Here is a 12949-nt window from a genome sequence, read left to right as displayed (position 1 = left end):
TCGACATGCTTAATACATATTGACTAGAAAGGGATCGCGCGACTCAGTATGATTTCTGATATGTTAGTTGAGGTATCATATGAATTGGCGCGAAATACCGTCCCTCGCAGCGCTGCGCGCCTTTGAGACGGTCGCCCGCACCGGCTCACATTCGGCGGCGGCGCGCGATCTGAATGTCACCCACGCAGCGATTGCCCAGCATGTCCGCACACTGGAAACCGAACTCAAGACATCGCTTTTAGTGCGACAAGGGCGCGGTATGGCTTTGACTGACGTAGGCAAACGGCTTGCTGCCGCGTTGGGCGATGGCTTTGATCTCATCCTTAACGGCATACGTGAGGTGACGGCAGAAGCGGAGGCGCGCCCCATCGCCCTTTCGGTCACACCAAACTTTGCCGAAAGCTGGCTGATGCCGCGCTTCACCGATTTCTGGACAAAACACCCCAAAATCGCCCTATCAATCCAACCCAATATGCAGGTGGTCGATCTGCGTCGCGATCAGGTTGATCTTGCCGTGCGCTACGGGCTTGGCGACTGGCCCGGGCTGGAAGCAACGCCGCTGATTGCCGCCGACTATACGGTTGTTGGCGCCCCGTCCTTGATCGGTGACCGCAATGTCGAAGGCTTCTCCGATCTCGAAGGGCTGCCCTGGATATTTGAGACCGCGCATAAAGAGGCGCGGCGTTGGGTCATTGCCTCTGGCCTTGATGCTGAAAACACTGTGATGCACGAAGTGGCGACTTTCGGAATGGTCATGGGGGCCGTGCGCAACGGGCAACGCCTGACCGTCGCAGCAAGTACGATGGTCGAAGCCGAGATTGCGCAGGGGAAGCTCGTCGCGCTCATGCGCCACCGGCCCGCTAATCTTGGCTATTATATCGTCCATCCCAAAGGCGTGCTTTCGCCGCGGGCGAAAGTGCTGAAAGCCTGGTTAAAGGCACAGGCGCGCTAGCGCGGGCTGCGTTTGGCCAGAATACGTTGCAATGTGCGTCTGTGCATCGACAGGCGCCGCGCGGTTTCCGATACGTTGCGGTCGCAAAGCTCATAAACCCGCTGGATATGCTCCCAGCGGACGCGGTCAGCGCTCATTGGGTTTTCAGGCGGTGGTGGCAAACCATCACTGCGCGCCAGCAACGCATTCGTCACATCACGCGCATCAGCAGGCTTCGCGAGATAATCCGTGGCACCGGTTTTCACTGCCGCGACGGCGGTGGCGATCGCACCATAACCAGTCAGCACAACGATGCGGCTTTCGGGTCGGCGCGCGCGCAAGGTTTCAACCACATTGAGGCCATTGCCGTCTTCAAGACGAAGGTCAACAACCGCATAGGCAGGTGGCCGGGCCGTTGCAATTGCCTGCCCAGCAACGACGGATTCTGCGGTTTCCACCGCGAAGCCGCGTTTCTCCATTGCTTTCGCGAGACGACGCAAGAACGCTTCGTCGTCATCAACCACGAGAAGGCTCGTGTCCTCACCAAGTTCGAGAGCTTCGGTACTCATGCAACTGATCCGTTTTCTGTTCGCATCTGAGAAGCTAGGACGATTGGATGATGCGTCAACAGACGGCCAGAATTGACAACGCGGGCGCAGCGGGCGCATTGAAACTGCGCAACTTCGCTATATCGTCCCAATGGCGCAACAGGTAGGTTCACGCTATGCCAGCAACTGATTTCCAGCTCTTCAGAGATGAGCAACGTAGCAACTGGGTCAGGCTGCGCACGCTGGTGGCTTTGCGTTGGTTTGCGATCATCGGTCAGGTTGCGGCAATCTTTGTTGCTGTCCGCTTTTTTGGTTTGCAGCTTGAGGTCGGGCTGGCAGCGCTTGCGATCATGGCCGCGGTGGTTGCGAACCTCATATCCATCTATCTCTACCCCGAAAACAAACGGCTTTCCGAGACTGAGGCGACGCTCTGGCTGGTGTTCGATCTTTCGCAGCTGGCGCTTTTGCTGTTCTTGACGGGCGGTCTCAACAACCCTTTCGCGATGCTTTTACTTGCGCCTGTAACGATTGCGGCGACCGTCTTGCACCTTTGGAATACAATATTTCTTGGTCTCACTGCGATTTCGCTGACCACCGTCATCAGCCGCTTCTACGTCCCATTGATCGATGTCAATGGGGCCATTCTGGAACTTCCTGCGCTGTTTCAATTCGGCTTTTGGCTGGCTGTGCTGATTGGACTGGTTTTTTTGTCACTTTATGCGCGCCAGATCACCTCCGAGATGAACGCAATGGCCGAAGCGCTTCTGGCGACCCAGCTCGCGCTGGCGCGTGAACAGAAGCTGACCGATCTTGGCGGTGTTGTTGCGGCTGCGGCCCATGAATTGGGCACCCCGCTGGCCACTATCAAACTCGTCAGTAGTGAGCTGATGGAAGAGCTCGAGGATCAGCCGGAGCTGCTTGAGGATGCGATGCTGATCGGCGCGCAGGCCGACCGCTGTCGGGATATATTGCAATCAATGGGGCGGGCTGGAAAAGATGACTTGCTGCTGCGTCAAGCCCCGATGGAGACAATCGTGCGCGAGGCCGCAGACCCCCATTTGCATCGTGGCAAATCCGTTCAGTTTGACATCGCCCCCGCCGAAGGTGCCCCCTTGACGCAACCCATCGTCACGCGGCGCCCCGAGATTATTCACGGCCTGCGGAACCTGATCCAGAATGCAGTCGATTTCGCCAAGTCAGAAGTCACGGCGGACCTTAGCTGGACAACTGATGCTGTGACTGTGCGGATTTCAGATGACGGGCAGGGGTTTCCGCAGTCAGTGATCGGCCGCATTGGTGAACCTTACGTCAGACGGCGCAGGCAGAGCGAAGACGGCGCGCGGCGGCCCGGATATGAAGGCATGGGTCTGGGTCTGTTTATCGCAAAGACCCTGCTTGAACGGTCCGGGGCGCAGATAGATTTCGGCAATCGCAGGCGGCATGGTCATGCCAGTTGGACCGGCCAGGCAACGGGGGGCGCGATTGTGACAGTCATTTGGCCGCTCGATGTGTTGCAGGGACAACCGGATTTGGCCAGTGCGCCATTGGGCGAAAATCAACGGTTCGATGCGTAAGGGATTTCTCATTCAATATTAATAACGAATTAACCTTAGTCTGCGATGTCTGGGCCAGCCAATGTTTTGAGCGAGGCTGATGATGTTCGTGACACCGCAGGATTTAATAGCCATATCGCTTGCCGCAGTGCTTGGTGCGCTTGTTATCATCTTCCTGCTGGGCAGGCATCGCAGCCACCAGCGGATGCATGATGCGTCAAGTTCCAAGACAATTTTGCTTTACCATAACGGGGTTCTGACGGATGCAACCCCGGACGCCGCGGACATTCTTGGCCCCAATATCCAACGGTTGGATGCTGTTATGGAGGCGTTGTCACCCATCTTCCCCGATCTGAAACTCGGGACGGACAACAAGCGCAGACATTTCATTGGGGGTGCGACGCAGACCCGCCACCTCGATATCAGGCGCAACAATGACATTGTGAAGCTGCAGCTTTGGGGCGGTCGGGGCGAATGGCCAATACCGCAACAACAGGAAAACACCCAGGATTCCGCGCTGATGGCGGCAATTTCCGCCCATTCGCCGCAATTGGTGTGGCAAGAAGACAGTGATGGTAGATTGCTTTGGTCGAACGCCGCATTTGTTGGTTTCGCGCAAGGGCAGAAGGGCCCGCTTTTTCGGGACTTTGACCGGCAACTGAACGGGGAGGCGAACCTGCAGCAGCGGGTGGCAACCCAACACGACAAGCACCAATGGTTCGACGTCACGACGATCGCCCGTGAGGGGAATTTGCTACATTTCGCTCATGAGGCGACGGCACTGGTGCGCGCCGATCAGGAGCGGCGTGATTTCGTACAGACTTTGGGAAAAACCTTTGCCGACCTCTCAATCGGGCTCGCCATTTTTGACAAGTCGCGGCAATTGGCCATGTTCAATCCAGCGCTTCTGGACATGACGAAACTTCCCGTCACATTCCTCAGCGCGCGCCCCAGCATCGATACCGTTCTCGACCGGTTACGCGAATTGCGGATGATGCCGGAGCCTAAGGATTACGCGTCATGGCGGGAGCAATTTACCGCCTTTGAAGCCGCCGCAAAGGACGGGACATATACAGAGAATTGGGCGCTGCCCGATGGGCAAACCTACCGTGTGACAGGGCGGCCGCATCCAAACGGCGCCTTTGCAATCCTGTTTGAAGACATCAGCGCAGAAATGTCCCTGACCCGTCGCTTCCGCTCTGACGTGGAAACGAGCCAGGCAGTTCTGGACACATTGCCGGATGCCATCGCGGTTTTTACCGCCAGTGGGACACTGGTGATCTCAAACGCGGCCTATGAGCGTTTGTGGATGAATGAGGCAGACCACCTGATGAATATCCGGGACATCAAGTCAGAGATCTCCATTTGGCAAGATCATTGCATTGCATCGCCGATGTGGACGGAAATGCGTGACTTCCTGATGCGCCCCGTCATCCAGAAACTGACCCAGGTTGATCCGGCAATCTTGGCGACCAAAGTCTGAATACAGCTTGCAGCAGGTGCGCAACATCATAGTGTAGCGATATGCACCCTGTTCTGTATGAAATCGCGCTTCCAGACGAAACAGCAACGGCCCGGTTTGCGGCTAAAATTGCGCCGATCCTGTCCTCTGGTGACACGCTGCTGCTGGAGGGTGACATCGGCGCCGGAAAATCGGCATTCGCACGCGCATTGATACGGGCGCGTTTGGGTCGGCAAGAAGATGTGCCATCCCCCACTTTCACGCTTGTCCAAACATATGAGTCCCCGGACGGGGACATCTGGCATTGCGACCTTTACCGGCTCAGCCATCCAGACGAAGCATTTGAACTGGGTCTGGAAGATGCCTTTGAGACCGCTATTTGTCTGATCGAATGGCCTGATCGTTTGGGCAATGCGGCACCCGGCAACGCGCTGCGGCTTTCCTTTCGTGCTGGGGACATGGCACATGATCTTGTGATTGCGGGGCCCGAGACATGGGCGAGACGGTTGGTGGCCCTGAATGACTGACCGCGCGATCTTGCTGAAGGAATTCGTGGCGCAAACCATCTGGCGCGACTGGCAATGGGTACCTGTGACCGATGACGCCTCAAACCGGCGCTATTGGCGGCTTTGCAAAGAAGGCCGCACAGTCATTGTGATGGATGACAACCCTGCGCACGGCGGCAACACCAATGCCTTCGCCGAAATCGCGCAACTGCTACTCTCGGCGCGGCTTCAGGCGCCGCATATTCTTGCCCATGACGGCAATCTGGGCTTCATGATTATTTCTGACTTGGGATCAGCCGACATTGCCGCTTGGCTGCAACGCAATCCGATGGATGAGGCGCGCCTCTACCAAGTCGCAACCGATGTCTTGGTCCGGCTGCATCACATCGCAGCGCCCTCAAACCTTAAGACAATGACTGCCAAACTGGGGGGTGAAATGATCCGCCTGACGGGAGAATTCTACTGCCAAAATCCGATCAACGATTTGGTCCTGGAAATGCAGGTTTCACTTTCCAAACATGCCGCACAAGCAACGACTTTGGCATTGCGGGATTTCCATGCCGAAAACCTGATCTGGCGTGATCGTCACGAAGCGCTTGACTGCATAGGTCTGCTTGATTTTCAGGACGCGTTTGTGGCGCCGGCGGGTTACGATCTCGCCTCGCTGCTCACGGATGCCCGCCGTGACGTCAGCTCCGAAACAGCAAGGCAGATGACGACGTATTTCATGCAGGCCATCGGCGCGAACCCGGATTTTACCGCTCAGCTCGCCTGTCTTGGTGTTCAGAGAAACCTGCGTATTCTTGGGGTTTTCGCCCAGCTTTCGCTTCGCTATGGAAAGCAAAAATACCTCGGTTTGATGCCGCGCGTGTGGGGGCATATCGAAAACGGCATGTCCCACCCCGCACTTGGCAACCTTCGCCAAGCGGTTTTGGACAGCATACCCGCACCGACACCTGCATTGCTGGAAAGGTTGCGGCCATGACGATGCCGGTCATGCTTTTCGCTGCCGGAAAAGGCACGCGGATGAAGGACCTGACAAAAGATCGGCCAAAACCGATGATATCGGTCGCTGGAAAGCCGCTGATGGATCACGCGCTCGACATTGTGGATACGGCCGATGTTGGCCCCAAAGTTATCAACCTCCATTATCTGCCTGAGATCATCAAGGCGCATTTGGCCGGCAGAACTATCACATTTTCTGATGAAACCGATGCGCTGCTTGAAACAGGCGGCGGTCTGCGAAAGGCGCTTCCAATGCTCGGATGCGGCCCGATCGTGACCATCAACACAGATGCCGTCTGGCAGGGGCCGAACCCGATCACGATCCTGCAAAATGCATGGGAACCACAGATGGAGACTCTCCTGCTGCTTGCAAGCAAAGACAACGTGCGGGGCCATCCCGGCGCTGGCGATTTCAAGATTGATGATACCGGCAGGCTAAATCGCGCTCCTGAGATGATCTACACAGGCGCACAGATCATCCGGCCCGGCGTGCTTTCGGAAATCAAGGAATCCGCGTTTTCCATGAATATTGCATGGGACATTATCGCCCGTCGTGGCGGGCTTTATGGGGTGGGATATGACGGGCAATGGTGCGACGTGGGCCAGCCCAGCAGCATTCCCCTTGCAGAGGCCATGCTCAATGTTTGAGCCCGGCACATCACCCCGTATTTTTTCCAACGGCCTGGGTGTGGATTTCGCACAGAACTTCGTGAACGGGCTCACGACGCGCTGTGCAGATCTGACCCCGGAGGCGTGGGCGCGCATCGAAATCTACGTCAACACGACCCGTATGCAACGCCGGATCAAAGAGGTATTTGACGCAGGTCCACCAAGATTGTTGCCGCGCATTCGCCTTGTCACTGACCTCGCCGATGACCCTGTGTCTTTGGCCCTGCCGCCTGCGGTGTCACCGCTTGAGCGCCGGTTGGAGTTGTCGGTCTTTGTCAGCAAGCTATTGGAAACGCAACCTGATCTGGCACCACGCGCGGCCCTTTATGATTTGTCGGACAGCCTTGCCAATCTGATGGACGAGATGCAGGGCGAAGGCGTCAGCCCTGATATTATTGCGCAGCTTGATGTCGTGGATGAATCGGGGCATTGGGAGCGCGCGTTGCAGTTCCTGACCATCATCAACAGGTATTTTGCCAGCGATCAGGAAAGGCCTGACAAGGAAGCGCGGCAGCGCATGGTGATTTCCGCATTGGCTGCGCGTTGGGCGGAAAACCCGCCTGACCACCCCATTGTCGTCGCAGGTTCAACCGGGTCGCGTGGTGCCACCGCGTTGTTCATGCAAGCCGTCGCACGATTGCCGCAAGGCGCGATCATCCTGCCGGGGTTCGACACAGATTTACCTGGCCCCGTCTGGGACGCCATGGACGACACCATGACCGCAGAGGACCACCCGCAGTTCAGGTTCCGCAAACTGATGGATTTGATCGGCTTCAAGCACGACGACATCATACCATGGACGGACGCGCGCCCTGCGAATGCCGAACGCAATGCACTGGTGTCTTTATCGCTGCGCCCGGCGCCCGTCACCAACCAATGGTTAGCCGAAGGCCCGGCCCTTGGTGATCTGACCGCCGCGACCGAGGGGCTCACCCTTGTTGAGGCGAAATCCCCTCGCGCAGAAGCCGAAACGATTGCACTGCGCCTGCGTCAAGCCGCAGAAGAAGGTGTCACAGCGGCGCTGATTTCGCCCGACAGGATGCTGACCCGTCAGGTGACTGCCGCGCTTGATCGTTGGGGCATCAAGCCAGACGATAGCGCAGGCACGCCTTTGGCGCTGTCTCCGCCGGGGCGTTTCCTGCGACATATCGCCGATCTTTTTGGGCAGCCGCTCAATGGTGAAGCGCTGCTAGCTTTATTGAAACATCCGCTGTGCCATTCCGAACATCCTGAACGCGGCGACCATTTGCGGCACACGCGTGATCTTGAATTGCATTTGCGCCGTTTCGGGCCGCCATTTCCGACAGCGGATGATTTGCATGATTGGGCAAAGAAAGCCGATGATCGCGCCGTTTGGATGAACTGGTTAGCCGGACTTGTCACAGGGCATGACATGGCCGGTGTCAAGCCGCTCCCGGTTTATCTTGCGCACCATTTGCAACTGGCCGAAGCCCTTGCAGCCGGTCCAAACGCGCCCGGATCGGGCGGGCTGTGGCATGAGGCCGCCGGGCGCGAGGCCGCGCGCATTTGCGATAGCTTGCGTCAAGCGGCCCCTGCTGGCGGCAACATGACAGCGCGCGATTACGCGGCGCTTTTCGGGGCCGTTGTCAGCGAAGGCACGGTGCGCGATCGCGATGCAGGCCACCCGGGTATCCTGATTTGGGGCACGCTGGAGGCGCGGGTGCAGGGTGTTGACCTCACTATTCTTGGCGGGATGAATGATGGTGTGTGGCCAGAAGCGCCGCGACCGGATCCATGGCTTAACCGTGTGATGCGGGCAAAAGCGGGACTTTTGTTACCGGAACGCCGGATTGGACTGTCGGCGCATGACTACCAACAGGCGATTGCCGGAAAAGAGGTTTGGATCACGCGGGCCAAACGCTCTGCCGATGCTGAAACAGTGCCGTCGCGTTGGGTCAACCGATTGACGAACCTGCTAGATGGCCTTCCAGAAGGCAACGGACCCGTCGCGTTGAAGGCGATGCGCGCGCGCGGTGATGGATGGGCGGCGATGGCGGCAAGACTCTCTGCCCCTGCAAGGCGGACTGCCCCCGCGCCGCGCCCGTCACCACGCCCACCGCCTGCAGCGCGCCCCAATCAGCTTTCGGTCACGCAAATCAAAACACTGATCCGCGACCCTTTCGCGATCTACGCGCGCAAGACGTTGAAGCTCGAACCTTTGGACCCTCTTGTTCCGACCGCCGATGCCCCGCTGCGCGGCACGATCGTGCATGACATCCTTGAGACATTCATCAAAGACGGGCATGGGCCCGATGATCGCGCGGCATTAATGAAGATCGCGCATGACGCCTTTTATGCGCATTGCCCCTGGCCCACGATCCGGGCCCAGTGGATGGCGCGGATGGACAGGGTGGCGGACCAGTTTCTGGCGGATGAAGCGGAACGCCAGGCAGAGGCGGTGCAATATATTGTCGAAGCGCGTGGCCAGATCGCCGTTGGCGCGTCTGGCGTCACTCTGACATGCAAGGCCGACCGGATTGATCTGACCGCAGACAACCAAGCCTTGATCTATGACTACAAAACCGGCGCCGTACCTTCCAAAAAGCAGCAAGAGGTATTTGACAAGCAGTTGCTTCTGGAAGCCGCGATGGTGGAACGGGGGGCATTCGGGAAGGTCGGCGCAAAGCAGGTCGCCGGAGCGTCATTTGTCGGTGTGAATGCGGCGATGAAGACTGTCCCGGCACCGCTCAAAGATCACCCGACTGACCGCGTTTGGGCAGAGTTAGAGACGCTTTTTGCCCGCTGGCAACAACAGAACCGCGGCTATACAGCGCGTCTTGCGCTATTCCTGAAATCCGACCACAGCCCATACGATCATCTGTCACGATACGGCGAATGGGATACCAATGAGGCCCCCAAACCGGTGGTCTTGAAATGATCCGCAACGACGCCACCCAGCGACAGGTCGACGCCGCCGACCCGCGCACCTCTACTTGGTTGTCGGCGAATGCCGGGTCGGGCAAGACCCGCGTGCTGACAGACCGCGTAGCGCGTTTGTTGCTGGAAGAGGTTTCACCGCAGAACATCCTTTGTCTCACCTACACCAAAGCCGCCGCAGCGGAGATGCAGAACCGACTGTTCCAGCGGCTCGGCGCGTGGGCGATGATGAAAGACGGCGCGCTGCGCGAAGAATTGCAGGGGCTTGGCGTTGACCGCAGGATCGACGGCGCGCAATTGGCCGTTGCGCGCACCTTGTTTGCGCGAGCAATTGAAACACCGGGCGGCTTGAAAATCCAGACAATCCACTCGTTCTGCGCGGGTGTCCTACGCCGCTTCCCGCTCGAAGCGCAGGTCAGCCCCCAATTCCGCGAGATGGAAGACCGCGACGCTGAAATCCTCAGGGCCGATGTCGTTGATGAAATGCTTCTTGGTGACAACGCCGGGGTGGTGCATGGCTTGCTGTCGCATTTCACTGGTGATGATCTTGGGAAGTTCACCGCCGAGATCGCCGGAAAACAGGACAGCTTTGCCAAGGAGCTATCGCAGGCCGCAATCAAATCCACGCTGAACCTGGGGCATGATGCAAAGCGCGAAGATGCGCTGGCGATGGCTTTCAACAACAGTGAGGCCGCGATTGTCGACGCGCTGACACGCGCATTCAATGGCCAATCCCCAACATATAAAAACTTTGCAGCGGCGCTCGCGGCACTTAACCTCAAAAACCCTGATTGGGCGGCGTTAGAGACGCTTTTCGGGCTATTTCTTTATGCTGGAACCAGTAATTCAAAATCCGTGAACTACCCGCAGAGCGCACATAAGAAAGCGGTAGAGGCGATGGCCCCGATCGCGGATGACGTGCATGACTGGATGGACCGCACGGCCGCAGCCCGAACCCATCTTTGGGCAATGGATGCCTATGACCGGACCTGCGCGCTTTATGATTTCGCACAGATTTTCGTGCCCGCCTATGAAGAACGCAAGCTTGCCATGGGCGCCTTGGACTTTGACGATCTGATCCGAAAGGCAAAGGGCCTGTTGGTCGATCCGATGGTCGCGCAGTGGGTTCTGTTCCGTTTGGATGGCGGCATTGACCACATCCTTGTAGACGAAGCGCAAGACACCAGCCCGACGCAATGGGAAGTCATCAAGCAACTCACACAGGAATTTGCATCCGGCGCGGGCGCACAGCCGGACCGCGAGCGGACAGTTTTCGTTGTTGGCGACAAGAAGCAGTCGATCTATTCATTTCAAGGCGCTGATCCTGACGCTTTCGACCATATGCGCGAACACTTCAACAATGACCACAAGGCGGCAAACAAACCGTTCAATGTGACCTCGCTTGACCATTCGTTTCGGTCGGCGCAGGCAATCCTGTCGGTCGTTGACGCGACGTTCACGGGCGACCGCGCGGCGGGGATGGACGACGCGCTCAGCCACATCGCTTTCAAGGAAAACATGCCCGGCCGTGTCGATCTTTGGCCCGTCGTCGAAAAATCCGGCGCTGAAGAGCCGCGCGAGTGGTTCAAGCCGGTGGATGAACCAAGCGCCACCGACCACACCGTCAAAATGGCGGATCAGGTCGCGGCGCAGATCAAGCACATCATTGCCAATGAAACGCTGCCTGTCGAAATGGACGGGTCCGGCACGATGGGGCGCCGCGCCATCACGGAGGGCGATTTTCTGATCCTCGTGCAACGCCGATCGGAGCTATTCGCAGAGATCATCCGCGCCTGCAAAGCCGCCAAACTTGATGTCGCGGGCGCTGACCGCCTGCGTGTCGGGGCAGAACTGGCGGTGAAGGACCTCGCCGCTGTTCTGCGGTTTCTGGCCTTGCCAGAGGATGATTTCTCGCTCGCTGCCGCACTGCGGTCACCCTTGTTTGACTGGTCAGAGCAAGACCTTTTCACCCTCGCTCACCATCGTGGGAAGGCATACCTGTGGGAAGCGCTGCGCAACGCGGACTATCCTGATACGCGCGGTATCCTTGAGGATTTGCGCGCCAACGCCGATTTTCTGCGGCCCTACGATCTGATTGAACGGATCCTTACCCGTCACAATGGCCGCCGCCTGCTGCTTGCTCGTTTGGGCCCGGAGGCGGAGGACGGGATCGACGCGCTTTTGTCTCAGGCGCTCGCTTATGAAAGCACCGGCGTGCCAAGTCTGACAGGATTTCTGACGTGGATGGAAACCGACGACCTTGAGGTGAAACGCCAGATGGACAGTCAGGGCGACCGCATTCGGGTGATGACCGTGCATGGCGCCAAAGGATTGGAGGCGCCGATTGTCATCCTGCCCGATACCGCAAAGCGCGATATTCGGGTGAGACAGGAATTGCTGCCCGCCGATGGTCACGTTATCTGGAAAACGCCCGCGAAAGCCTCTGCACCTGCCGTCACGGCGTTGCGCGATGCTGTGATGGCAAAACAAGCCCGCGAAAGGTTGCGGCTGCTTTACGTGGCGATGACGCGTGCGGAAAAATGGCTCATTGTTGGCGCTGCGGGTGACGTGGGTGAGGGTGATGCCAGTTGGTACAATATTGTCGCAGACGGGATGGCCCGGCGCGGTGATGTTGATGTTGATGCGGTTTCGGGCGAATTGAACATCAGGCGTGTTGCGGAATTTGACTGGGGCGCAGGCCCCCGCGTTGCGCAGGCCGAGACGAAAAAAACAGACACGAACACACCTGAATTTGGCTCTGTTGCCGTTCCCGAAAGGACAAAGACGCGCGCGCCTTCCGACCTTGGTGGCGCCAAGACAATGCCCGGCGAAAATGACGATGGCGATACTGATGCCGCACTTCTGCGCGGGACACTGATCCATCGGTTGCTGGAACATCTTCCATTGGCCGACAAAGCGGATCGCCAGGCGCTTGGGATGCAGCTTGTCGGGCATCAAGACGCAGGATTGGTCACGGATGTGATGCAGCTCATTGAACAGAGGGCGCTTGCATGGATTTGGGATGCTGCCGCATTGGCAGAGGTCGATGTTACGGCTGATGTTCCCGGTCTCGGGCGCATCCATGGCGCGATTGACCGGCTGTTGATCGCAGACCAGAAGATCATTGCGATTGATTACAAGTCCAACCGGATCGTCCCCGGCACGCCGTCAGACACGCCGCTTGGCCTGCTACGTCAGATGGCGGCGTATTATTATGCACTTGCTGCAATTTACCCCAATCACGAGATCGAGGTCGCAATTCTCTGGACACACGCGGCGTCTCTGATGGTCATTCCCGAAGATATGCTTCACCAAGCATTAATCGACATTGCGACACCTTGACCAATCCCTTCCGGGTTCATAGTTTCACCTTCCAG

Annotated in this window: 9 protein-coding genes; 8 read left to right on the top strand and 1 reads right to left on the bottom strand. The window is 58.0% G+C overall.

The window, feature by feature from the left end; translation table 11 throughout:
* Positions 1 to 79 precede the first annotated feature (79 nt).
* Entirely contained in the window at positions 80 to 952 is an 873-nt protein-coding gene (locus ACFDSS_RS00645; RefSeq protein ID WP_375253817.1) for a LysR family transcriptional regulator, read from the top strand.
* Here the strand turns inward: ACFDSS_RS00645 and ACFDSS_RS00640 are convergent.
* On the bottom strand, positions 949 to 1500 hold the full coding sequence (locus ACFDSS_RS00640; protein WP_375253816.1) for an ActR/PrrA/RegA family redox response regulator transcription factor: 552 nt from the start codon (positions 1498 to 1500) through the stop codon (positions 949 to 951). The two genes, ACFDSS_RS00645 and ACFDSS_RS00640, sit on opposite strands and share 4 nt — an antisense overlap.
* Before the next feature lie 155 nt (positions 1501 to 1655).
* On the opposite strand from ACFDSS_RS00640, the gene regB reads away from it, so the two are divergent.
* The 7 genes from regB (at position 1656) to addA (ending at position 12914) form a co-directional block, all read left to right on the top strand.
* Complete coding sequence (gene regB / locus ACFDSS_RS00635; protein WP_375253815.1) at positions 1656 to 3053, top strand: sensor histidine kinase RegB; 1398 nt, start codon at positions 1656 to 1658, stop codon at positions 3051 to 3053.
* A gap of 79 nt (positions 3054 to 3132) precedes the next feature.
* Positions 3133 to 4515, top strand: coding sequence for a PAS-domain containing protein (locus ACFDSS_RS00630; protein WP_375253814.1), 1383 nt, complete (start codon positions 3133 to 3135; stop codon positions 4513 to 4515).
* A gap of 41 nt (positions 4516 to 4556) precedes the next feature.
* The gene (gene tsaE / locus ACFDSS_RS00625) at positions 4557 to 5021 is read left to right on the top strand and encodes a tRNA (adenosine(37)-N6)-threonylcarbamoyltransferase complex ATPase subunit type 1 TsaE (protein WP_375253813.1); all 465 of its coding nucleotides are present in this window, start codon (positions 4557 to 4559) and stop codon (positions 5019 to 5021) included.
* Positions 5014 to 5985: an aminoglycoside phosphotransferase family protein gene (locus ACFDSS_RS00620; protein WP_375253812.1), complete on the top strand. Its 972-nt coding sequence runs from the start codon at positions 5014 to 5016 to the stop codon at positions 5983 to 5985. The genes tsaE and ACFDSS_RS00620 overlap by 8 nt, the downstream gene beginning before the upstream one ends.
* On the top strand, positions 5982 to 6653 hold the full coding sequence (locus ACFDSS_RS00615) for a nucleotidyltransferase family protein (protein WP_375253811.1): 672 nt from the start codon (positions 5982 to 5984) through the stop codon (positions 6651 to 6653). Before ACFDSS_RS00620 ends, ACFDSS_RS00615 begins: the two co-directional genes overlap by 4 nt.
* Positions 6646 to 9573, top strand: coding sequence for a double-strand break repair protein AddB (gene addB / locus ACFDSS_RS00610; RefSeq protein ID WP_375253810.1), 2928 nt, complete (start codon positions 6646 to 6648; stop codon positions 9571 to 9573). The genes ACFDSS_RS00615 and addB overlap by 8 nt, the downstream gene beginning before the upstream one ends.
* Complete coding sequence (gene addA, locus ACFDSS_RS00605; protein WP_375253809.1) at positions 9570 to 12914, top strand: double-strand break repair helicase AddA; 3345 nt, start codon at positions 9570 to 9572, stop codon at positions 12912 to 12914. The genes addB and addA overlap by 4 nt, the downstream gene beginning before the upstream one ends.
* The last annotated feature ends 35 nt before the right edge of the window (positions 12915 to 12949 follow it).

It is taken from the genome of Yoonia sp. (genome assembly GCF_042093035.1).
Taxonomy (GTDB): Bacteria; Pseudomonadota; Alphaproteobacteria; order Rhodobacterales; family Rhodobacteraceae; genus Yoonia.
The sequence above is the reverse complement of the archived record's forward strand: the minus strand, read 5'-3'. Positions and strand labels throughout refer to the sequence as shown.